The 20,730-nt window shown below is 68.4% G+C and carries 18 protein-coding genes and 1 tRNA gene; 17 read left to right on the top strand and 2 right to left on the bottom strand.

The features are described 5' to 3' along the window. The first annotated feature begins 195 nt into the window (after positions 1-195). The 13 genes from KHC23_RS14640 (at position 196) to KHC23_RS14580 (ending at position 16,516) form a co-directional block, all read left to right on the top strand. Positions 196-669 (top strand): formate dehydrogenase subunit gamma, encoded by a 474-nt coding sequence (locus KHC23_RS14640; RefSeq protein ID WP_213373400.1) that lies wholly within the window; start codon positions 196-198, stop codon positions 667-669. Continuing rightward, complete coding sequence (locus tag KHC23_RS14635; RefSeq protein WP_213373399.1) at positions 666-2,225, top strand: formate dehydrogenase beta subunit; 1,560 nt, start codon at positions 666-668, stop codon at positions 2,223-2,225. The genes KHC23_RS14640 and KHC23_RS14635 overlap by 4 nt, the downstream gene beginning before the upstream one ends. Before the next feature lie 11 nt (positions 2,226-2,236). After that, positions 2,237-5,092: a formate dehydrogenase subunit alpha gene (gene fdhF, locus KHC23_RS14630; RefSeq protein WP_213373398.1), complete on the top strand. Its 2,856-nt coding sequence runs from the start codon at positions 2,237-2,239 to the stop codon at positions 5,090-5,092. Between the two features lie 16 nt (positions 5,093-5,108). Continuing rightward, positions 5,109-5,957: a formate dehydrogenase accessory sulfurtransferase FdhD gene (fdhD, locus tag KHC23_RS14625; protein WP_213373397.1), complete on the top strand. Its 849-nt coding sequence runs from the start codon at positions 5,109-5,111 to the stop codon at positions 5,955-5,957. Then, entirely contained in the window at positions 5,947-6,234 is a 288-nt protein-coding gene (locus KHC23_RS14620; RefSeq protein ID WP_213373396.1) for a formate dehydrogenase subunit delta, read from the top strand. Before fdhD ends, KHC23_RS14620 begins: the two co-directional genes overlap by 11 nt. A 242-nt stretch (positions 6,235-6,476) precedes the next feature. After that, a complete protein-coding gene (locus KHC23_RS14615) occupies positions 6,477-8,306 on the top strand; it encodes a monovalent cation:proton antiporter-2 (CPA2) family protein (RefSeq protein ID WP_213373395.1) in 1,830 nt (609 codons plus the stop codon). A gap of 202 nt (positions 8,307-8,508) precedes the next feature. Next, positions 8,509-9,489 (top strand): phosphogluconate dehydrogenase (NAD(+)-dependent, decarboxylating), encoded by a 981-nt coding sequence (gene gnd / locus KHC23_RS14610; RefSeq protein ID WP_213373394.1) that lies wholly within the window; start codon positions 8,509-8,511, stop codon positions 9,487-9,489. Between the two features lie 18 nt (positions 9,490-9,507). Next, positions 9,508-11,052, top strand: a complete 1,545-nt coding sequence (zwf, locus tag KHC23_RS14605; RefSeq protein WP_213373393.1) for a glucose-6-phosphate dehydrogenase — start codon at positions 9,508-9,510, stop codon at positions 11,050-11,052. Continuing rightward, entirely contained in the window at positions 11,049-11,924 is an 876-nt protein-coding gene (locus tag KHC23_RS14600) for a Cof-type HAD-IIB family hydrolase (protein WP_213373392.1), read from the top strand. The genes zwf and KHC23_RS14600 overlap by 4 nt, the downstream gene beginning before the upstream one ends. A gap of 274 nt (positions 11,925-12,198) precedes the next feature. Continuing rightward, positions 12,199-13,941: an alkaline phosphatase gene (locus KHC23_RS14595; protein WP_213373391.1), complete on the top strand. Its 1,743-nt coding sequence runs from the start codon at positions 12,199-12,201 to the stop codon at positions 13,939-13,941. A 74-nt stretch (positions 13,942-14,015) separates the two neighbouring features. Next, positions 14,016-14,453, top strand: coding sequence for a hypothetical protein (locus tag KHC23_RS14590; RefSeq protein ID WP_373878526.1), 438 nt, complete (start codon positions 14,016-14,018; stop codon positions 14,451-14,453). Between the two features lie 2 nt (positions 14,454-14,455). After that, a complete protein-coding gene (locus KHC23_RS14585) occupies positions 14,456-15,175 on the top strand; it encodes an ABC transporter ATP-binding protein (RefSeq protein WP_213373390.1) in 720 nt (239 codons plus the stop codon). Between the two features lie 9 nt (positions 15,176-15,184). Continuing rightward, on the top strand, positions 15,185-16,516 hold the full coding sequence (locus KHC23_RS14580) for an FtsX-like permease family protein (RefSeq protein ID WP_213373389.1): 1,332 nt from the start codon (positions 15,185-15,187) through the stop codon (positions 16,514-16,516). Between the two features lie 105 nt (positions 16,517-16,621). Here the strand turns inward: KHC23_RS14580 and KHC23_RS14575 are convergent. Together KHC23_RS14575 and KHC23_RS14570 are read right to left on the bottom strand one after the other, a co-directional pair. After that, positions 16,622-16,697, bottom strand: a tRNA-Ala gene (locus KHC23_RS14575). Between the two features lie 166 nt (positions 16,698-16,863). Further along, positions 16,864-17,262, bottom strand: coding sequence for a TIGR02300 family protein (locus KHC23_RS14570; protein ID WP_213373388.1), 399 nt, complete (start codon positions 17,260-17,262; stop codon positions 16,864-16,866). A gap of 201 nt (positions 17,263-17,463) precedes the next feature. On the opposite strand from KHC23_RS14570, the gene aroA reads away from it, so the two are divergent. The 4 genes from aroA to cobF are packed head-to-tail and all read left to right on the top strand — an operon-like array spanning position 17,464 to position 20,707. Continuing rightward, the gene (aroA, locus tag KHC23_RS14565) at positions 17,464-18,828 is read left to right on the top strand and encodes a 3-phosphoshikimate 1-carboxyvinyltransferase (RefSeq protein ID WP_213373387.1); all 1,365 of its coding nucleotides are present in this window, start codon (positions 17,464-17,466) and stop codon (positions 18,826-18,828) included. After that, positions 18,825-19,463 (top strand): (d)CMP kinase, encoded by a 639-nt coding sequence (cmk, locus tag KHC23_RS14560; protein ID WP_213373386.1) that lies wholly within the window; start codon positions 18,825-18,827, stop codon positions 19,461-19,463. The genes aroA and cmk overlap by 4 nt, the downstream gene beginning before the upstream one ends. Continuing rightward, positions 19,460-19,912 carry a carboxymuconolactone decarboxylase family protein gene (locus KHC23_RS14555; RefSeq protein WP_246544627.1) on the top strand — a complete coding sequence of 151 codons (453 nt, stop codon included), beginning with the start codon at positions 19,460-19,462 and terminating at the stop codon, positions 19,910-19,912. The genes cmk and KHC23_RS14555 overlap by 4 nt, the downstream gene beginning before the upstream one ends. A gap of 6 nt (positions 19,913-19,918) precedes the next feature. Then, positions 19,919-20,707, top strand: coding sequence for a precorrin-6A synthase (deacetylating) (gene cobF / locus KHC23_RS14550; protein WP_213373385.1), 789 nt, complete (start codon positions 19,919-19,921; stop codon positions 20,705-20,707). Positions 20,708-20,730: the final 23 nt, after the last annotated feature.

The following is a 20,730-nucleotide window of genomic DNA, read 5'->3' as shown; positions in this document are numbered from 1 at the left end:
AGGATACGGAGTCAGGCGATCACGTCAAGAACATTGCATGAACAAAAGGTCGAATGGCGCGACCGGGGTCCAATATGGGCCACGCAGATCTACGATAGAAAAATTCTATCAAGGCACGGAACACCTGAATTGATTTCGGTTTCGTCGCGTACCATCTTCACCTTTGGAAAATTCTAAAAGAAGGCTACGGGAGAAATGCCGCATTACGAACCCTGGAGCGAAGAGCGTGCTCGCGCGGTGGTCGATGAGTTCGCTCATCTCGAAGGCCCGCTGATGCCCATGCTCCATGCGGTGCAGGAGACGTTCGGGCATGTGCCCGACGCCATCGTGCCGATGCTGGCGGAGAAGCTGAACGTGTCGCGCGCCGAGGTCCATGGCGTGGTCACCTTCTATCACGATTTCCGCCACGAGCCGGCCGGCCGCCACGTGCTGAAGCTCTGCCGTGCCGAGGCCTGCCAGGCGGCGGGTGGCGACGCGCTGGCCGAGCATGCCGAGCATCGGCTGGGCTGCAAGCTCGGCGAGACCACGGCGGATGGCCGCGTCACCGTGGAGCCGATCTACTGCCTCGGCCTCTGCGCCACGGCGCCGTCGGCCATGCTGGACGGCAAGATCGTGGCGCGGCTCACCGAGCGTCGGCTCGACGCCCTGATCGTGGAGGCGCAGTCGTGACCGTTCGCATCTATGTACCCAAGGACGCCTGCGCCATCGCCTGCGGCGCCGACGAGGTCGCCGAGGCGATCACCGCCGCCGCGCTGGCCCGCAAGGAGCCGGTCGAGATCGTCCGCAACGGCTCGCGCGGCATGCTGTGGCTGGAGCCGATGGTCGAGGTCGTCACCGAGGAAGGCCGCGTCGCCTATGGCCCGGTTGAGGCCGGCGACGTCGAAGGGCTGTTCGCGGCCGGCTTTCTGAAGGGCGACGCCCATGCGCTGCGCATCGGCAAGCCGGAGGAGCATCCCTTCCTTGCCAGGCAGACACGCCTGACCTTCGCGCGCTGCGGCATCATCGACCCGGCCTCCTATGAAGACTACCGCGCCCATGGCGGCTATCGCGGGCTGGAGCGGGCGCTTGCCCTCGGCCCGGCGGACATCATCGAAGAGGTCAAGAAGTCGGGCCTGCGCGGACGCGGCGGCGCCGGCTTCCCGACCGCCATCAAGTGGAAGACGGTGGCGGACGCCAAGGGCGACCGCAAATACATCGTCTGCAACGCCGACGAGGGCGACAGCGGCACCTTTGCCGACCGCATGATCATGGAAGGCGACCCGTTCGAGCTGATCGAGGGCATGACCATCGCCGGCGTCGCGGTGGGCGCCACCAAGGGCTATGTCTACACCCGCTCGGAATATCCGCACGCCATCTGGGCGATGGAGAAGGCGATCGAGGTGGCGCGCGCCAACGGCATGCTCGGCAGCAACATCGCCGGCTCGCCCTACAGCTTCGACATGGAAGTGCGCATGGGCGCCGGCGCCTATGTGTGCGGCGAGGAAACTGCCCTGCTCGACAGCCTGGAAGGCAAGCGCGGCACGGTGCGCGCCAAGCCGCCGCTGCCGGCGCATAAGGGCCTGTTCCAGAAGCCGACCGTCATCAACAACGTGCTCTCGCTGACCGCCGTGCCGCATATCCTGGCCGATGGCGGCGAGTTCTACGCCAATTTCGGCATGGGCCGCTCGCGCGGCACGATGCCGATCCAGATCGCCGGCAACGTGAAGTTCGGCGGCCTGTTCGAGACCGCCTTCGGCATCACGCTGGGCGAGCTGGTCAACGACATCGGCGGCGGCACTGCCTCCGGCAAGCCGGTCAAGGCGGCGCAGGTCGGCGGTCCGCTCGGCGCCTATGTGCCGACCTGGCAGTTCGACCTGCCCTTCGACTACGAGGCTTTCGCGGCCAAGGACGCGCTGATCGGCCATGGCGGCATCGTGGTGTTCGACGAGAGTTCCGATCTCGCCAAGATGGCGCGCTTCGCCATGGAGTTCTGCTCCGTGGAAAGCTGCGGCAAGTGCACGCCCTGCCGCATCGGCTCGACGCGCGGCGTCGAACTGATGGACAGGATCATCGCCGGCGAGCGCGTCGAGGCCAATCTCGAAACGCTCACCGACCTTTGCCAGACCATGAAGCTTGGATCGCTTTGCGCCCTTGGCGGGTTCACCCCGTATCCGGTGCTGAGCGCGCTGAACCATTTTCCCGAGGATTTCGGTGCGCCCCCGCATCGCCTCGAAGCCGCTGAATGAGGAGGACGCCCATGTCGCTCATCCATGAGATCGACTACGGAACGCCGGCTCCCAAGACCGACAAGATGGTGACGCTCACCATTGACGGGATGGAAGTGACCGTGCCCGAAGGCACTTCCATCATGCGCGCGGCGATGGAGATGGGGACCCAGATCCCCAAGCTCTGCGCCACCGACTCGCTGGAAGCCTTCGGCTCCTGCCGCCTGTGCCTGATCGAGATCGAGGGCCGCAACGGCACCCCGGCCTCCTGCACCACGCCGGTGGCGCCGGGGCTGAAGGTGCACACCCAGACCCCGCGCCTGGCTCAGCTGCGCAAGGGCGTGATGGAGCTGTACATCTCCGATCACCCGCTGGACTGCCTGACCTGCGCCGCCAACGGCGACTGCGAGCTGCAGGATATGGCCGGCGCGGTCGGCCTGCGCGAAGTGCGCTATGGCATGGAGGGCGCCAACCATTTTGCCCCCTCGTCCGAGCTGCTGATGCCGAAGGACGAGTCGAACCCGTACTTCACCTATGACCCGGCCAAGTGCATCGTCTGCAATCGCTGCGTGCGCGCCTGCGAGGAAGTGCAGGGCACCTTCGCGCTGACGATTTCCGGCCGCGGCTTCGACAGCCGCGTCTCGGCTGGCCAGTCGGAGGCATTCCTCACCTCGGAATGCGTGTCCTGCGGCGCCTGCGTGCAGGCCTGCCCGACCGCGACGCTTTCCGAGAAGCGCCTGATCGACATCGGCACGCCCGAGCATTCGGTGGTCACGACCTGCGCCTATTGCGGTGTCGGCTGCACCTTCAAGGCGGAGATGCGCGGCCAGGAAGTGGTCCGCATGGTGCCGTGGAAGGACGGCAAGGCCAATCGCGGCCATAGCTGCGTCAAGGGCCGCTTCGCCTGGGGCTATGCCATGCACCAGGACCGCATCCTCAAGCCGATGATCCGCTCCAAGGTCACCGACCCGTGGCGCGAAGTGTCGTGGGAGGAGGCGATCTCTTACACGGCTTCCGAGCTGAAGCGCATCCAGGACACCTATGGCCGCAAGTCGGTCGGTGGCATCACCTCCTCGCGCTGCACCAATGAGGAAGCCTATCTGGTCCAGAAGGTCATCCGCGCCGGCTTCGGCACCAACAATGTCGACACCTGCGCCCGCGTCTGCCATTCGCCGACCGGCTACGGCCTGAACCAGGCCTTCGGCACCTCGGCGGGCACGCAGGACTTCGATTCGGTCGAGGATTCCGACGTTATCCTGGTCATCGGCGCCAACCCGACCGATGGCCACCCGGTGTTCGGCTCGCGCATGAAGAAGCGGCTGCGCGAGGGCGCGAAGCTGATCGTGGTCGATCCGCGTCGCATCGACCTCGTGCGCTCGCCCCACATCACGGCCGATTTCCACCTGCCGCTGCAGCCGGGAACCAATGTGGCCATCGTCACCGCGCTGGCGCATGTGGTGGTGACCGAGGGGCTGGTGAACGAGGACTATGTCCGCCAGTTCTGCGACTGGGAGGAATTCCAGGACTGGGCCGAGTTCGTGGCCGATCCGCGCCACTCGCCCGAAGAAGTCGAGAAGCTCTCCGGCGTGCCGGCCGAGCAGATCCGCGGCGCCGCCCGGCTCTATGCCACCGGCGGCAATGCGGCGATCTATTACGGCCTCGGCGTCACCGAGCACTCGCAGGGTTCGACCACGGTGATGGCGATCGCCAACCTCGCCATGGCGACCGGCAATATCGGCCGCCGCGGCGTCGGGGTGAACCCGCTGCGCGGCCAGAACAACGTGCAGGGCTCGTGCGACATGGGCTCGTTCCCGCACGAACTGCCGGGCTACCGCCACATCTCCGATGACGCCACCCGCGCGACGTTCGAAGCCATGTGGGGCCGCCCGCTCGATCCCGAGCCGGGCCTGCGCATTCCCAACATGCTGGACGCCGCCGTCGACGGCACCTTCAAGGCGATCTACATCCAGGGCGAGGACATCCTCCAGTCCGACCCCGACACCCACCACGTCGCCTCGGGCCTTGCGGCCATGGAACTGGTGATCGTGCAGGACCTGTTCCTGAACGAGACCGCCGCCTACGCCCATGTGTTCCTGCCGGGCTGCACCTTCCTGGAGAAGGACGGCACCTTCACCAATGCCGAGCGCCGCATCCAGCTCGTGCGTAAGGTGATGGCGCCGAAGAACGGCTATGGTGACTGGGAAGTCACCCAGATGCTGGCCCGCGCCATCGGGCTGGACTGGAACTACACCCACCCCTCGCAGGTCATGGACGAGATCGCCGCGCTCACCCCGAGCTTCGCCGGCGTGTCGTTCCAGAAGCTGGACGAGATGGGCTCGGTGCAGTGGCCGTGCAACGACGCCAACCCCGAGGGCATGCCGATCATGCACATCAACGGGTTCGCGCGCGGCAAGGGCAAGTTCGTGGTCACCGAATACGTGCCCACCGACGAGCGTTCCGGCCCGCGCTTCCCGCTGCTGCTGACCACCGGCCGTATCCTCAGCCACTACAATGTCGGCGCGCAGACCCGCCGCACCGAGAACGTGGCCTGGCACCCCGAGGACGTGCTGGAGATCCACCCGCACGATGCCGAGCAGCGCGGCGTGCGCGATGGCGACTGGGTGCGTATCGACAGCCGTGCCGGTTCCACCACCCTGCGCGCGCAGATCACCGATCGCGTGGCGCCGGGCGTGGTCTACACCACCTTCCACCACCCGACGACGCAGGCGAATGTCGTGACCACGGACTTCTCGGACTGGGCCACCAACTGCCCCGAGTTCAAGGTGACCGCGGTGCAGATCGCCCGCTCCAACGGCCCGTCGGAGTGGCAGGAGGATTATGACGAGTTCACCCGCCAGAGCCGCCGTATCGCGGTCGCGGCGGAGTGAACGGGGCGTCGCGGCCATGATCGCGCCGGTCGTCCGCGTCGCGCGCCTCGCCGTTTCGCCTTCGGGCGTGACGGCGGGCGAGCGGGCGATCCCCGAGGAAACCCCGGTCGCCATCGTGCATAACGGCTCGACCTACGCCGTGATGATGGCGACGCCGGCCGATCTTGACGATTTCGGCTACGGCTTCAGCCTGACCGAAGGGGTGATCGACTCGCTCGCCGACGTCGAATCGATCGAGACCCTGGAGTTCGAGGACGAGGCCGGCGTGCTCGGGGTCGAGATCCGCCTCTGGCTGGACGCCGAACGCGCCGGCCAGATGGTGGCGCGGCGCCGGCAGATCGCCGGGCCCACCGGCTGCGGCCTGTGCGGGGTGGAAAGCCTGGAACTGGCGGTGAAGCCGGCCCGGACGGTGCCGGACGGTGCCCGCTTCCCGGCGGCGGATATCTCCCGCGCGGTGGCTTCGCTGCCGCCGGCGCAGCGTCTGAACCGCGAGACCCGGGCCGTGCATGCCGCCGCCTTCTGGGAGCCGGCGGCCGGCCTCGTTGCGGTGCGTGAGGATGTCGGCCGTCACAACGCGCTCGACAAGCTGGTCGGCCATCTGGTCCGCGAAAGGCGTGAGGCCTCCCGGGGCATCGTGCTGCTCACCAGCCGGGTGTCGATCGAGATGGTGCAGAAGACCGCCATGCTGGGCGCCTCGGTGCTGGTGGCGGTGTCCGCGCCCACCGCGCTGGCGGTGCGCACGGCGGAGAAGGCGGGCATCACCTTGGTCGCCATCGCCCGTGACGATGGATTTGAAGTATTCACCCACCCCCATCGCATCGTGCTGGACGGGGCAGAGAAGGAGCGTATCGCCCATGTCGGCTAACACGATGGATCGTCTGGTCTACATGGCGAACCAGATCGGCAAGTTTTTCCAGCCGCAGGGCCATGAAAAGACCGTGAAAGGTGTTGCCAAGCACATCAAGGATTTCTGGGACCCGCGCATGCGCGCGCGCATCGAGGACCACATCGCCGCCGGCGGGGAAGGGCTGAGCCCGGACGTGCTGGAGGCGCTGAAGTCGCTGCCCCCGGTCGCCCGCGACACCATCCCGCCGGCACGCCCGACGCTCGACCCGCCGGGCCCGACCGCTCACCAGCACTGAGCTGCGCACCGACGCAGGGAACCGTCCGCGCGGGCCAGATCGCCGTCCAGACTTCTCTCCCTACTGCTGCTCGCCGCGTCTTCCGTTGGGGCATGTGCCGGCGCCCGCGGACGCCAGGCAGCTTTTCCGGAAAAGCCCGGATAAAGGCCGAATCTTCGGGAATCCACCACGCTTCCGCCATCGGCCCGCGTCATCCGATCCGCTAGTGTGGCCGAGCGGAGCTGGTGGAGGTCGGTGGGCCCATGCATGAAGACGGACACGGACTGCTGCTGGGGGCGCTGGTCTTTCTCGCCACCGCCGTGGTGGCGGTGCCACTGGCTCGACGGCTCGGTCTCTCGCCCATTGTCGGCTACATTCTGGCCGGCGTCGCGATCGGGCCTTCCGGCATCGGGGCGTTCGACGACCCCGAGCGGATCATCACCGTCGCCGAGATCGGCGTGGTGCTGCTGCTGTTCATCATCGGGCTGGAACTGCAATTCTCGCGACTTCTGGCGCTGCGCCGGGCGATCTTCGGCCTCGGCACCGCCCAGCTGCTGTTCAGCGGCGCCGCCATCGCCGTCCTGACCCATTACGCCGCGCATGGTTTCGACTGGCGCGGCGCGCTGGTCGCCGGTATGGCGCTGGCCCTCTCGGCCACTTCCATCGCGCTCCAGCTGCTGGAGGAAAAGAGCGGGCTTTCCCAGCCCTACGGCCAGCGGGCCTTCGGGGTGCTGCTGTTCCAGGACATGGCGATCGTGCCGCTGCTCGCCCTCATGCCCTTTCTGGCGCAGGGCGTGCACGAGGAGCGTAGCTTCGTCGAATCGGCCGAGCATGTCGCCATCATCCTCGCCGCCATGCTGCTCATCGTCGGCGTCGGGCGCTATCTGCTGACCCCGCTGTTCCGCATCCTCGCCCGCTCCGGCGCGCGCGAAGTGATGACGGCGGCCGCGCTGCTGGTCGTGCTCGGTGCCGGCGCGCTGATGGCGTCGGCCGGCATGTCGATGGCGCTGGGGGCCTTCCTCGCCGGCGTCATGCTTTCCGAATCGAATTTCCGGCATGAGCTGGAAGCCAATATCGAGACCTTCCGCGGCCTGCTCATCGCGCTGTTCTTCATGGGCGTCGGCATGTCGATGAATCTCACGGTCGTGCTGGCCAACGCGCCGCTGCTCATCACCGGCACGCTGCTGGTGACGCTGGTGAAGGCGGTGTCGGTCTGGGCGGTGTTCCGGTTCTCCGACAGCACGCGCGCCGACGCTGTGCGCTCCGCCTCGGTGCTGACGCCGGCGGGCGAATTTTCCTTCGTGCTGTTCCCGCTCGCGCTCGGGCTCGGCCTGATCGACTCGCGCCAGTCCGACATGCTGGCCGCCTGCGCCGCCATGACCATGCTGCTCGGCCCGCCGGTGGCGCTGATCGGCGAGCGGCTGGCGCGGCGGCTGGACCAGCGCGCCACCGCCCCGCCGGATGAAGATTTCAGCGACGCGCATGGCGCGGTGATCGTTGTCGGGTTCGGCCGCTTCGGCCAGATCGTGTCGCAGTGCCTGCTGGCACAGGGGCTGGAAGTGACCATCATCGACAACGACGTCGAGATGATCCAGAGTGCCGGCCGCTTCGGCCTCCGCATCTATTACGGCGACGGCACGAGGCTCGACGTGCTGCGTGCTGCCGGCGCCGAGCGGGCCCGCGTCGTCGCCGTCTGCGTCGACCGGCCGGAGACGACCGACCGCATCGTCGAGATCATCCGCCAGAACATGCCCGATGTTCGCCTGCATGCCCGTGCCTTCGACCGTACTCATGCGGTGGCGCTACGCGGGCGCGGCGTCGACTTCGAGATCCGCGAGACACTGGAATCCGCGCTCATCTTCGGCGAGGCCACGCTGCGCGCCAACGGCTTCGACGCCGCCACGGCGCAGGCGACGGTGGTCGATGTGCGCCAGCGCGACCTGGAACGGCTGCGCCGGCAACTGGCCGAGGGCGAGGATCGCGGGCCCCTGCCGCTGGAGCCGGAGCCGCTCACGGTTCCCGAACGCGCCGCCCGCCCGCTCAATCCGGAAGCCGAGGACGTGCTCAAGCACGAAACCGAGTTCTCCTCGTGACGAGCCGGGAGGCGTTGCGCCGCCATTGGCCGCCGCGCCGGTGGGCGCGGGCGGAGGATCGTTTCGGTTTCCCGCCCGCCCCCGTTCCAATTGTCGCATGGCCGGCATAGGCTTGGCCTAGACATTCGGCTTGAATGCAACGGGCGCCGGCCCGGACCCGCCTGGTCCGAGGGTGCCCACGTCCTATCGGGGAGAAAAGCAGATGCAGCTCGGAATCGTTGGCCTCGGCCGGATGGGTGGCAATATCGCGCGTCGTCTCAAGAAGGCGGGGCACGACTGCGTGGTGTGGGACCGCAACGAGGCCGCCGTGCAGGAACTCGGGGGCGAGGGCAACCGGCCGGCCGGCGATCTCACCGATCTCGTCGCCAAGCTCGACGCGCCGCGCGCCATCTGGGTGATGCTGCCGGCGGGCGGGCCGACGGAGATGACCATCGCCACGCTGGCGGGCATGCTGTCGCCGGGCGACGTCATCATCGACGGCGGTAACACCTTCTACAAGGACGACATTCGCCGCGCGGCCGAGCTGGAGCCCAAGGGCATCCACTATATCGACGTCGGCACCTCGGGCGGCGTGTGGGGGCTGGAACGCGGCTACTGCATGATGATCGGCGGCACCAAGGAGGCGGTCGACCGTCTCGACCCGATCTTCGCCGCTCTCGCCCCCGGCCTCGGCGAAATCCCCCGCACGCCGGGCCGCGAGGAGCGCGATTCGCGCGTCGAGCACGGCTATATGCACTGCGGGCCCGCCGGCTCCGGCCATTTCGTCAAGATGGTCCATAACGGCATCGAGTACGGCCTGATGCAGGCCTATGCCGAGGGCTTCGAAATCCTGAAGAAGAAGAATTCCGACGCCCTGCCCGAGAATGAGCGCTTCACGCTCGACATGGCGGATGTCGCCGAAGTGTGGCGGCGCGGCAGCGTGGTGTCCTCCTGGCTGCTCGACCTTTCGGCCATCGCGCTCACCAAGGACGAGCATCTCAGCGACTTCCCCGGCGAGGTGGCGGATTCGGGCGAGGGCCGCTGGACGGTGATGGCGGCGATCGAGGAGGCGGTCTCGGCCGAGGTCCTCTCCGCCGCCCTCTACACCCGCTTCCGCTCGCGCCAGGACCATACGTTCGGCGAGAAGCTGCTGTCGGCGATGCGCTTCCAGTTCGGCGGCCACACCGAATTCAAGTCCAAGTGAGCGGCGGGCCAGCGATCCATGGGAAGCGAGTCCGTCGTTCTCGGCCAGAAGGTGTTGGCGCCCGATACGGCGCCGGCACCGGCCTCGACCTTTTTCATCTTCGGTGCCTCCGGCGATCTCACCAAGCGCCTGCTGCTGCCCTCGCTCTACAATCTCGCCCATGAGGGCGTGCTCGTCGACGACTTCGCTATTGTCGGCGTCGACCATGTCGCGCAGAGCGAGGAGGATTACCGCGCCTTCCTGACCGACGCGGTAAGGGAACTGCCGGGCTCGCTCGACACCGAGGGCGAGACCTGGCGCTGGCTGATAAGCCGCATCCACTATGTCTCCGGCGATTTCGAGGATCCCGACACCTATGGGCGGATCCGCGAGCGGCTGGACCAGCGCAAGCCGCAGACCGGCAATGCGGTGTTCTATCTCGCCGTGGCTCCGCGCTTCTTCGCCACCATCTCCGAGCAGCTCGGCGCCGCCGGCCTGCTGAAGGAGGCGGAGGACGCGTTCCGCCACGTCGTGGTGGAGAAGCCCTTCGGCGCCGACATGCCGTCGGCCAAGGCGCTCAACCGGCGCCTGCTCGCCGTCGCCGATGAGCGGCAGATCTACCGGATCGACCATTTCCTCGGCAAGGAAACGGTCCAGAACATGATGGCGCTGCGCTTCGGCAACGGTATCTTCGAGCCGATCTGGAGCAAGGAATATATCGACCACGTCCAGATCACCGCCGCCGAGACGGTGACGGTGGAGCAGCGCGGCGGGTTCTACGACGCCACCGGCGCGCTGCGCGACATGGTGCCGAACCACATGTTCCAGCTTCTCGCCATGACCGCGATGGAACCGCCCAACTCGTTCGATGCCGACGCGGTGCGTTCCGAGAAGACCAAGGTGATCGAGGCCATCCGCCACATGCGCCCCAGCGAGGCGATCGGCGCGGCGGTGCGCGGCCAGTACCGCGCCGGCTTCGTCAACGGCCAGGCGGTGAAGGACTATCGGGACGAGAAGGACGTCAATCCCGACAGCCGCACCGAGACCTATGTGGCGCTGAAGTGCTTCGTCGATTCATGGCGCTGGAACGGCGTGCCGTTCTATGTCCGCACCGGCAAGGCGCTGGCGGTGCGTCGCACCGAGATCGCCATCCAGTTCAAGCGGGCGCCGGGCGTGCTGTTCCGCCATCTGCCGACCGCGCTGAAACCGAACCTGATGGTTATCCATGTCCAGCCGGACGAGGGCGTGTCGCTGCGCTTCGCCGCCAAGGTGCCCGGCCGCAAGGTCCGGCTTTCCGACGTGGAGATGAGCTTCAAATATGCCGACTACTTCAAGGCGGCGCCAAGCACCGGCTATGAGACGCTGATCTATGACTGCCTGTGCGGCGACCCGACGCTGTTCCAGCGCGCCGACACGATCGAGGCCGGTTGGGAAGCCGTGGAACCGATCCTCGAAGCGGTCGGGGGCGGCGAGAACGAGGTGCAGTTCTATTCCGCCGGCTCCAGCGGCCCGGCCATGTCGGACGTGATGCTGGCACAGGATGGCTTCCAATGGCTGCCGCTGGAAAGGGACCGCCCGCGATGAACGTATCGAACCTGGCCAACGCGGCGTCCGACGAGCGTGGCGGTGCCGCCGGCGACCCCGCTTCCCGCATCCGCCTGATGGTGTCGGATGTCGACGGCACGCTGGTGAACAAGGCCAAGGAGGTGACGCCGGCCACCGTCGAGGCGGTGCGCCGCCTCCACGCCGCCGGCATCGCCTTCGCCGCCGTCTCGGCGCGCCCGCCGCGCGGCATGAAGCTGATGGTCGAGGCGCTCAATGTCGACCTGTTCGGCGGCTTCAATGGCGGCTCGATCCTGCGCCGGGATTTCTCGGTCGTGGAGGAGCATTTCGTGGCCGCCGAGGCGGCCCGCGCCGGCATCGCCCTGATGCAGCCGCGCGGCGCCTCGATCTGGGTGTTCGCCGACAATGAGTGGTTCGTCACCGACCCCGACAGCACCTATGTGGCCGGCGAGACCCGCACCGTGGCCTTCCCGCCGACAGTGGTGAAGGATTTCGGCGACCACATCACCCGCGCCGGCAAGATCGTGTTCTCCTCGACCGATTTCGACATGCTGGCGGCAAGCGAACCTGAGCTTCAGGCGCTGGTGGGCGAGGGCGCCACGGCGCGCCGTTCGCAGGCCAAGTACCTCGACATGACGCCGCCCGGCACCGACAAGGGCTATGCGGTGCGCGCCTTCGCCCGGCATTATGGGGTGGCGCTCGACGAGGTGGCGGTGATCGGCGACATGTCGAACGACCTGCCGATGTTCGCCGCCGGCGGCCTCGCCATCGCCATGGGCAATGGCGCGCCGGAGGTGAAGGAACAGGCGCATTTCGTGACGCTGACGAATGAGGAAGACGGCGTCGCTCACGCCATCGACCGGTTCGTGCTGCCCCGCGCGCCGGGAAGGTAGCCCGCCCCGCCGGCAGCGGCTATCGCCCGCCTGTGTCGGCGGGCTGGCCGGGATCTCGGGCCGGGTCGATAATGTGGCCGGAGCGGCCTGCCACAGGAGACGTCCTGTAGCGGGCCGCTGTCGCTCGGGCCGGTGCGACTTCGGCGAATGCCGACGTCTGCCGCGCTACTCCAAGGACCCGCGCAGGGGCATCGGAGACGGGCGGCCCGGTTATCGAACTGACATGGAATGGCGCTACCAGAAGGCAGCTTTCGGTGTAGCGAGGGATCCTTCCATGCGCATTCTAGCGGCGGTCCTTGCCGCCACCACCTGTCTGATCGCAACGGCTGACGCGGCGACGGTTTATCCGATCGACCGGGCGACGATCCTCGCCGGCTCCGCTTTCGACTTCAAGGTCGAGTTCGCCGGCGTGGTGAAGCCCGAGGATGTCACCGTCACCATCAATGGCGAGCCTGCCGCCACGGTGCTCGGCAAGGATTACGAGTTCATCGCCAAGGAAGAGGGCGTCGACGCGTCGGCGGTGCTGCTGCGCGCGGCCAAGGTGACCAAGCCCGGCATGTACACGGTCGAGGTCAAGGCCGGCGATGACGCCAGGACGGTGCAGTGGGATGTGTACGGCACCCCCGAGGCGCCCAAGGCCAAGAACATCATCTTCTTTCTCGGCGACGGCCTGTCGGTGGCGCACCGCACGGGCGCCCGCCTCATGTCCAAGGGCATGACCGAAGGCAAGGCCAATGGCCGCCTGGCCATGGACGACCTTGACCACACCGCCCTCATCGGCACGTCGTCCACCAACGCCATCGCCACCGACAGCGCCAACACCATGTCGGCGCACATGACCGGTCACAAGACGGCGGTCAACGCGCTCGGTGTCTATGCCGACCGCACCAAGGATCCGTTCGACGATCCGCGGGTGGAAAACATCACCGAGGCGCTCGCCCGCACCGGCAAGAAGTCCGTCGGCATCGTGACCACCTCCGAAGTGGAGGACGCGACCCCGGCCGCCGTGGTGGCCCATACCCGCCTGCGTGCCCGCAAGGCCGAAATCGTCGACATGATGTTCGAACTGAAGCCCGAGGTCGTGCTTGGCGGCGGCTCGGCCTATTTCCTGCCGAAGACAACGCCGGGCTCGAAGCGCAAGGACGACAAGGACTTCATCAAGACCTTCACCGAGGCCGGCTATACCCTCGCTACCGACGCCAATTCCCTGGAAGCGGCGCGCGGCACCAATACCGGCAAGATCCTTGGCCTGTTCCACACCGGCAACATGGACACGGTGCTCGACCGCAGGTTCCTCAAGAAGGGCACCGTGGACAAGTTCCCCGACCAGCCCGGCCTCGTCGACATGACCAAAGTGGCCCTGGAGCAGCTCTCGAAGAATCCGGACGGCTTCTTCCTGATGGTGGAAGGCGCTTCCATCGACAAGATGTCGCATCCGATGGATTGGGACCGCGCGCTCTACGAGACCATCGAGTTCGACCAGGCCATCCGAGTCGCCACCGAATTCGCCAAGACCCACCCGGATACCATGATTGTGGTGACCCCGGACCACACCCACGGCGTCTCCGTCATCGGTACCATCGATGACGACAAGCCGGGCGAAGACATGCGGGAGAAGGTTGGCGTCTATGCCGCCGCCGGCTTCCCCAACTACACCGACGCCGATGGCGACGGCTATCCCGACAAGGTGGATGTCTCCCGCCGTCTCGCCGTGTTCGCCAGCAACTTCCCGGACTATTACGAGACCTGGCGCCCGAAGATGGACGGCCCGTTCGACCCGGCGATCAAGAACGAGAAGGGCGAATACGTGGCCAACGCCGCCTATAAGGACGCGCCCGGCGCGGTGCTGCGCATCGGCAATATTCCGCGCTCCACCGACACTGCCGTTCATGCGGTGGACGACGGCATCCTGCAGGCCAGCGGCCCGGGCTCGGAAGCATTCAAGGGCTACATGGAAGAGAGCGACGTGTACCGCGTCCTGGTGGAGGCGTTTGCCCTCGCCCCGGCGCAGAAGTGATCCTGAGCCGCGTATCGCGCAAGCAACCTGCGGCGGGCCCCATCGGGCCCGCCGCCCCGGCCCGCCGCGCCTTCATCGTCCGCGGCGCGCGGATTCTTTTCGGTGCCGGCTGCGCGTCGCTCTTCGCCCGCCCGGCCACCGCGGCGACGCGGCTCGACTTCGACGAGCTTTACGCCAAGGTCACCGTCCTCGGCATGACCTTCTCGGACAAGGTGAAGAGCCTCGACGGGCAGAACGTGACCATGCGGGGCTTCATGGCGCCGCCGCTGAAGGCCGAGGCCAATTTCTTCGTGCTGACCGAGATTCCGATGTCCATCTGCCCGTTCTGCTCCTCGGACAGCGACTGGCCGGACAACATCGTGGTGATCTATCTCGACCGCGCCCAGACCTTCGTGCAGGCCAATGCGCCGATCGACGTGACGGGGCGGCTGGAAGTCGGCTCCTGGACCGATCCCGTCACCGGCTTCGTCAGCCTGCTCCGCCTCGTCGGCGCCTCGTTCCGGACGGTCTGATCATGCCGGGCCTGGACATCAGGGATCTGGTCGTCGGCTTCCCCGGGCTGGAGCGCCCGGCGCTCGACATCCCCGAACTCGTTATCCCCTCGGGCGCCCATGTGGCGCTCACCGGTCCGTCCGGCTCCGGCAAGACCACCTTCATCAACATCGTGACCGGTCTCGAACGCGCGCCCACCGGCCGCGTCGCCTGGGGCGGCACGGACATAGCCGGCCTGGGCGAGGGCGCCCGCGACCGCTGGCGGGCCGCCGATGTGGGGTTGGTGATGCAGGAATTTCACCTGTTCCCCGGCCTGTCCGCGCTGGAAAACGTGCTGCTGCCGCAGCGCCTCGCCACGTTCCGGCTGCCGCCCTCATTGCGGGCCGAGGCGAACCGGCTCTTGGCGCGGGTCGGCATCGGGCGGCCCGGCCAGAAGGTCGAGACCCTCTCTCGCGGCCAGATGCAGCGCGTGGCGGTGGCGCGGGCCCTGGTGGCCCGGCCCGGCATCATCGTGGCGGACGAACCGACGGCCAGCCTCGACGCCGATGCGGGCGCGGCGGTGGCGGAACTGCTCGCCGCGCTCGCCCGCGAGGTGGGGGCGACGCTGCTGGTGGCGACCCATGACGACCGCCTGATCGCCGGAATGGAGCGGCTCTTGCGCCTCGAGAGCGGACGGCTGATGCCTGTCGCTTCGGCGGCTCCCTCCATGCCGGTTCCCGCCGCCGCCGATCCCGCCGCCTAGGAGGCGCAGATGTTCCGGCTCATTGCCGCGGATCTCGTTCGGTACCGGTGGGGAGCGCTGGCGGTGGCCCTGCTCATCGCGCTCGCGACCGCGCTCGGCGTGGTGGTGACGCTGGAGGAGCGCGCGCTGCGTCTGGGCAGCGCCCGGGCCGCCGCCGCCTTCGATCTGGTGGTGGGCGCCCCGGGCAGCGAAACGCAACTGGTGCTCTCCACGGTGTTTCTGCAGCCGGCGCCGCTCACCCTGCTGCCCGGCCGGGTGCTGGCCGAACTCTCGGCCGATCCGAGGGTCGCTTATGCGGCGCCGGTCGGCTTCGGCGATTTCTCCGATGGCCGGCCCGTGGTCGGCACCACCCAGCAACTGCTGGACGGGCTTGGCGGCGTCTCCGAGGGCCACCGTTTCACGCGGCTCGGTGAGGCGGTCATCGGTGCTGCCGTTCCGCGCGCGCTCGGGGATACCTTTCACCCCATGCACGGGCCGGCGGAGGCGCATGGCGGGGTTCACACCGCCATCACCTACCGCATCGTCGGACGCCTCGCGCCGACCGGCACGGTGTGGGACCGTGCCATTCTTGTGCCCATCGAGGCGGTCTGGCGCATCCATGCGCTTGACGACCACGCCGATGAGCACTCCGGCCCCGATCAGGTTACCCGGGCGGACAGCGCCGGGGAGCCTGGCTCCGGCGCCGCCGGTGCCCCGACCGGTGCGCAGCCGCGAACCATCGCCGACGCCTACAGGCTCAGCCAGGAGAGGGAGGCGACCGGCTTCGACGCCCCGATCCGCCCCGAAGCCGTCGCTGACCCCGCCGCGCCTGGCGTGCCCGCCATCGTGGTGAAGCCACGGACCATTGCCGACGCCTACAAGCTGCGTCAGGCCTACCGGACCGATCATACCCTCGCCGTGTTCCCCGGCGAGGTGCTCACCCGCCTCTATGGCACCCTCGGCGACGCGCGGCAGATCCTTGCCTTCGTGGCGCTGAACGCCCAGGCCCTGGTGGCCGCGGCGGTGCTGCTGGTGGTGCTGATTCATGTGATGGCCCGCCGCCGCCAGATCGGGGCATTGCGCGCCTTCGGGGCGCCGCGGGCGGTGGTGTTCGCCACGGTGTGGCTGGAGGCCGTGCTGGTGGTCGGGGTGGGGCTGGTGGCCGGGTTCGGGCTGGGCTATGGCGTCGCGCGGGTGCTGGCGCGTCTGATTTCGGTCCAGACCGGGGTGGTGCTGCCGGTGGGCTTCAGCGCCGAGGATGGCAGCGCCTTCCTCGTGCTTTTCGCCGCCAGCGGGCTGGCGGCCCTGCTGCCCGCCGCGCTCGCCTACCGCCAATCTCCGGCCGCCGCGCTACGCGCTTGACGGCCACCGGGAGGCGTTGGAAACCCGATTGCAAGCGACGCATTGTCGGGGCTGCACAGGTCGGCAACCGAACAAGCGGACAATTTCACTGAAATGGGGAAGATTTGGTGGAGCCAGGCGGAATCGAACCGCCGACCTCTTGAATGCCATTCAAGCGCTCTCCCAACTGAGCTATGGCCCCACCGAGGGTGCCGGATGCGTGAAGCGCCGTGGCGCCGCACCTTGGGTTCTCATCCGGACTTTCCGACCCGGAGCGATCCGGGGCGGAACGGTCGTAAAGCACATGGCGGAGTGGACTGCAAGCCTCGATTTCAAATCCGGCAGGCCGTCCCCAGTGCTTTCTCGATTCAGCTTTCCTCGTCGTCCTCGATGCCGTCGCCGATCAGGTCGGAAACGTCATCGTCGCCGTCCTCGTCCTCTTCGAGGAAGGTATCGTCATCGTCGCTGGCGACCTCGTCCTCGTCGATCTCAAGTTCGTCGTCGACAACCGCCGCCTTGGTGGTGCCGGCGGCTTCCTCGTCGGCGTCCTCCAGCGAGACCAGTTCGACCTCGGCTGTCTCTTCGACTTCGGCGTCGGGCTCCACGACGGCCGCGCGCGGCGCTTCCGCGCGACCGCGCGTCACCGGCAGCGTGATCGGCACGATCTGGCCGGTATAGGGCGAGATCACCGGATCCTTGTTCAGGTCGTAGAACTTCCGCCCGGTGACCGGGCAGACGCGCTTGGTGCCTAATTCAGGTTTCACCACGGTTTCGGACCTCGGGTGGTGATGGAAAGGGTGCTCCCATTGAACCGCTCGCGGGGCGGAGTCAAGCCGCATCTGCAAGGGCCGTGGCGGCAAGTGAACCCGCGTGCTAGGAGGGGCGCCCATTGCGGCGCCGGAGACGGCGTCCCGCGTTACCGCCTCCGCCGGGCGGATCCCGATGTAGCGCAAGACGAGGCTTGAGTTATGAGCAGCACCGGCCACGCCGTTTCCCCCGTTCCCGCCCTCGCCGGCCGCTCGCCGGCGCTGAAGGGCCGGGTGCGCGTGCCCGGCGACAAGTCGGTCTCGCACCGCGCGCTGATCTTCGGCGCGCTCACCATCGGCGAGACCCGCATCTCCGGCCTGCTGGAGGGCGAGGACGTGCTGAACACCGCCAAGGCCTGCGCCGCGCTCGGCGCGCAGGTGGAGCGGGTGGGCGAGGGCGAATGGCGCGTGCACGGCGTCGGCGTCGGCGGCCTGCGCGCCCCCGAAGGCGTGCTCGACTTCGGCAATGCCGGCACCGGCTCGCGGCTGATGATGGGCATGGTGGCCGGCAACCCGATCACCGCCACCTTCGACGGAGATGCCAGCCTGCGCCGCCGGCCGATGCGCCGCATCCTCGATCCGCTGGAGAAGATGGGCGTCGAGGTGCTGCAGGCGGCCGAAGGCGGGCGCCTGCCGCTCACCCTCAGGGGCCCGCAGCAACTGGTGCCGATCACCTATGAGAGCCCGGTCGCCTCGGCCCAGATCAAGTCCGCCGTGCTGCTCGCGGGCCTTGGCGCGCCGGGCGAGACGACGGTGATCGAGAAGGAGGCGAGCCGCGACCACACCGAGCGCATGCTGACCCATTTCGGCGCCGAGGTGACGGTGGAGGCCTATGGCGAACATGGCCGCAAGGTGACGCTGAAGGGCCGCCCGGAGCTGAAGCCGGCGCCGATCCGCGTTCCCGCCGACCCCTCCTCCGCCGCCTTTCCACTGGTGGCGGCGCTGATCGTCGCGGGCTCGGAAGTGGTGATCGAGGGGATGATGACCAATCCGCTGCGCACCGGATTGTTGATCACGCTCAAGGAGATGGGCGCTGACATCGCGTTCGAGAACGAGCGCGTGGAGGGCGGCGAGAGCGTCGCCGACATCCGCGTGCACGCCTCCACGCTGAAAGGCGTGAACGTGCCGGCGGAGCGGGCGCCGTCGATGATCGATGAGTATCCGGTACTGGCGGTGGCGGCGGCTTTCGCCACCGGCGAGACGCGGATGAACGGGCTCGCGGAGCTTCGCGTCAAGGAATCCGACCGCCTCGCCGCGGTGGCGGACGGGCTCACCCAGGCCGGTGTCGCCTTTCGCATCGAGGGCGACGACCTGATCGTCGAGGGCACCGGCGCGGCGCCGGGCGGCGGCACGGTCGCCACCCACATGGATCACCGCATCGCCATGAGCTTCCTGGTGATGGGGCTCGCCACCGACAAGCCCTTGAAGGTGGACGACATTTCCTTCATCGCCACCTCCTTCCCCACCTTCCTGGCGCAGATGCGGGGGCTCGGCGCCGTCATCGAGAGCGAGGCCGGGGCGGCATGATCATCGCCATTGACGGGCCGGCCGCCTCGGGCAAGGGCACCATCGCCCGCCGCCTCGCCGCGCATTACCGCCTGCCGCATCTCGACACCGGGCTGCTGTACCGGGCGGTAGGAGCCAAGGCCTTGGCGCATCACGTCAATTTCGAAGATCCCGCCGCGCTGGCGGCGCTGGCCGGCGTGCTCGATCCCGCCGCGCTCGACCCCGAGGCACTGAAATCCGGCGCCATCGGCGAGGCCGCCTCGCGCGTCGCGGCAGTGCCGCAGGTGCGCGCCAAGCTGTTGACATTGCAGCAGGATTTCGCCCGTCAGCCGGGTGGAGCGGTGCTTGACGGGCGCGATATCGGCACCGTCATCGCTCCCGACGCCGAGGTGAAGCTGTTCGTCACCGCCACGCCGGAAGCGCGCGCGGCGCGGCGCCATCATGAGCTGCTGGGGCGCGGCGAAGAGGTGGCGCTGGAAGCCGTTCTCGCCGATATTCTCAAGCGCGATGAAAGGGATAGCGGCCGCGCCAGTGCGCCGCTGGCCCGTGCCGCCGACGCTGAAATCCTTGACAATACCGGCCTTGACGTCGAACAGAGCTGGCAGGCAGCGCTCGCCCTGGTCGAGCGCCGGCGCCGCCCCGGAGGGCCTTCATGAGCGTGGAGCGTGAGACCGATCAGGCGGCCGATCAGACCGGTCGGACCGATCAGGCCGAACCGGACGAGCGCCTGAGGCGCGGCCAGGCCCGGCTTGCCGAGATCACCGGCCGCTCGGGGGCGGAGGTGATGGCGGCGCTGGGCGAGGTGGCGCCCGATTTCGCTCGCTATATTTTCGAGTTCGGATACGGCGACGTGTATTCTCGCCCCGGGCTGGAGCTGCGCACGCGCATGCTCGCCACCGTTGCCGGGCTGGTGTGCCTGGGCCATGCCGCGCGCGAGCTGCACGTGCATATCGGCTCGGCGCTGAATGTGGGGGCCACCCGCGAGGAGGTGGTGGAGGTGATCATGCAGATGGCGCTCTATGCCGGCTTCCCCGCCGCGCTGGACGCGCTGATGATCGCCAAGAAGGTGTTCGCCGAGCGCGGGCTCGCCCCGCCGGAGGGCTGAGCCGCCATGCGCCGGCTGCTCGTCATCGGCATCGGCATGGGCGAGCCGGAGGGGCTGACCGCCCGCGCGGCGGATGCGCTGGGCCGCGCCAACACGTTCTTCCTGCTCGACAAATCGGAGGCCGCCGGCGAGCTGGTGAGCGCCCGGCAGGCGCTGATCGCCCGCTTCGGCCGGCCCGGCCACCGGGTGGTGCGGGCGCCCAGCCCGCCGCGCCGCCCCGCCCCGCTGGCGGGCGCGCGAAAGGCTTATGAGGGCGCGGTGGTGGACTGGCACGGCGCCCGGGCGGCGCTGCTCGCCGGGCTGATCGCGCGCGAGCTGGGGGAGGACGAGACCGGGGCGATGCTGGTCTGGGGCGACCCGATGCTCTACGATTCGACGCTGCGGGTGCTGGCGGCGGCACGGGCCGGCGCGGACTTCATTGTCGAGGTTTTTCCGGGGGTTACCGCGCTGCAGGCGCTGTGCGCGGCGCATGCCGTGCCGCTCAACGGCATCGGCGAGGAGGTGCGGCTCACCACCGGGCGCCATGTGGCGCAGGCGACGCCCGACGCCCCCGCCTTCGCCGTGCTGCTCGACGACGGTTCGGGGCTGGAGGCGCTGCTGGCGCGCGGGTTCGAGGGCACGCTCTGGTGGGGCGCCAATCTCGGCACCGAGGCGGAAATCCTTGTCGCGGGAAGGCTTTGCGAGGTGGGGGCGGCGGCCCTGGCGGCGCGGGCGCAGGTGAAGGCGGCGCGCGGCTGGGTGATGGATGTGTGGCTGGCGCGGCGGGCTTCGCCTGAGGCGATTTCCGCGCCATAATCCCGCGTCGGGCTCCCTCGGAA

It is taken from the genome of Ancylobacter dichloromethanicus (assembly GCF_018390645.1).
Classification (GTDB): domain Bacteria; phylum Pseudomonadota; class Alphaproteobacteria; order Rhizobiales; family Xanthobacteraceae; genus Ancylobacter; species Ancylobacter dichloromethanicus.
Note: the sequence above shows the minus strand (reverse complement) of the source record. Positions and strands in the feature narration are given on the sequence as shown.

Excerpts from the sequence above, each read along its gene's own strand:
- KHC23_RS14640 (WP_213373400.1), top strand. The coding sequence starts at position 196 with ATGCCGCATTACGAACCCTGGAGCGAAGAGCGTGCTCGCGCGGTGGTC.
- fdhF (WP_213373398.1), top strand. The coding sequence starts at position 2,237 with ATGTCGCTCATCCATGAGATCGACTACGGAACGCCGGCTCCCAAGACC.
- fdhD (WP_213373397.1), top strand. The coding sequence starts at position 5,109 with ATGATCGCGCCGGTCGTCCGCGTCGCGCGCCTCGCCGTTTCGCCTTCG.
- KHC23_RS14620 (WP_213373396.1), top strand. The coding sequence starts at position 5,947 with ATGTCGGCTAACACGATGGATCGTCTGGTCTACATGGCGAACCAGATC.
- KHC23_RS14615 (WP_213373395.1), top strand. The coding sequence starts at position 6,477 with ATGCATGAAGACGGACACGGACTGCTGCTGGGGGCGCTGGTCTTTCTC.
- gnd (WP_213373394.1), top strand. The coding sequence starts at position 8,509 with ATGCAGCTCGGAATCGTTGGCCTCGGCCGGATGGGTGGCAATATCGCG.
- zwf (WP_213373393.1), top strand. The coding sequence starts at position 9,508 with ATGGGAAGCGAGTCCGTCGTTCTCGGCCAGAAGGTGTTGGCGCCCGAT.
- KHC23_RS14600 (WP_213373392.1), top strand. The coding sequence starts at position 11,049 with ATGAACGTATCGAACCTGGCCAACGCGGCGTCCGACGAGCGTGGCGGT.
- KHC23_RS14595 (WP_213373391.1), top strand. The coding sequence starts at position 12,199 with ATGCGCATTCTAGCGGCGGTCCTTGCCGCCACCACCTGTCTGATCGCA.
- KHC23_RS14585 (WP_213373390.1), top strand. The coding sequence starts at position 14,456 with ATGCCGGGCCTGGACATCAGGGATCTGGTCGTCGGCTTCCCCGGGCTG.
- KHC23_RS14580 (WP_213373389.1), top strand. The coding sequence starts at position 15,185 with ATGTTCCGGCTCATTGCCGCGGATCTCGTTCGGTACCGGTGGGGAGCG.
- aroA (WP_213373387.1), top strand. The coding sequence starts at position 17,464 with ATGAGCAGCACCGGCCACGCCGTTTCCCCCGTTCCCGCCCTCGCCGGC.
- cmk (WP_213373386.1), top strand. The coding sequence starts at position 18,825 with ATGATCATCGCCATTGACGGGCCGGCCGCCTCGGGCAAGGGCACCATC.
- KHC23_RS14555 (WP_246544627.1), top strand. The coding sequence starts at position 19,460 with ATGAGCGTGGAGCGTGAGACCGATCAGGCGGCCGATCAGACCGGTCGG.
- cobF (WP_213373385.1), top strand. The coding sequence starts at position 19,919 with ATGCGCCGGCTGCTCGTCATCGGCATCGGCATGGGCGAGCCGGAGGGG.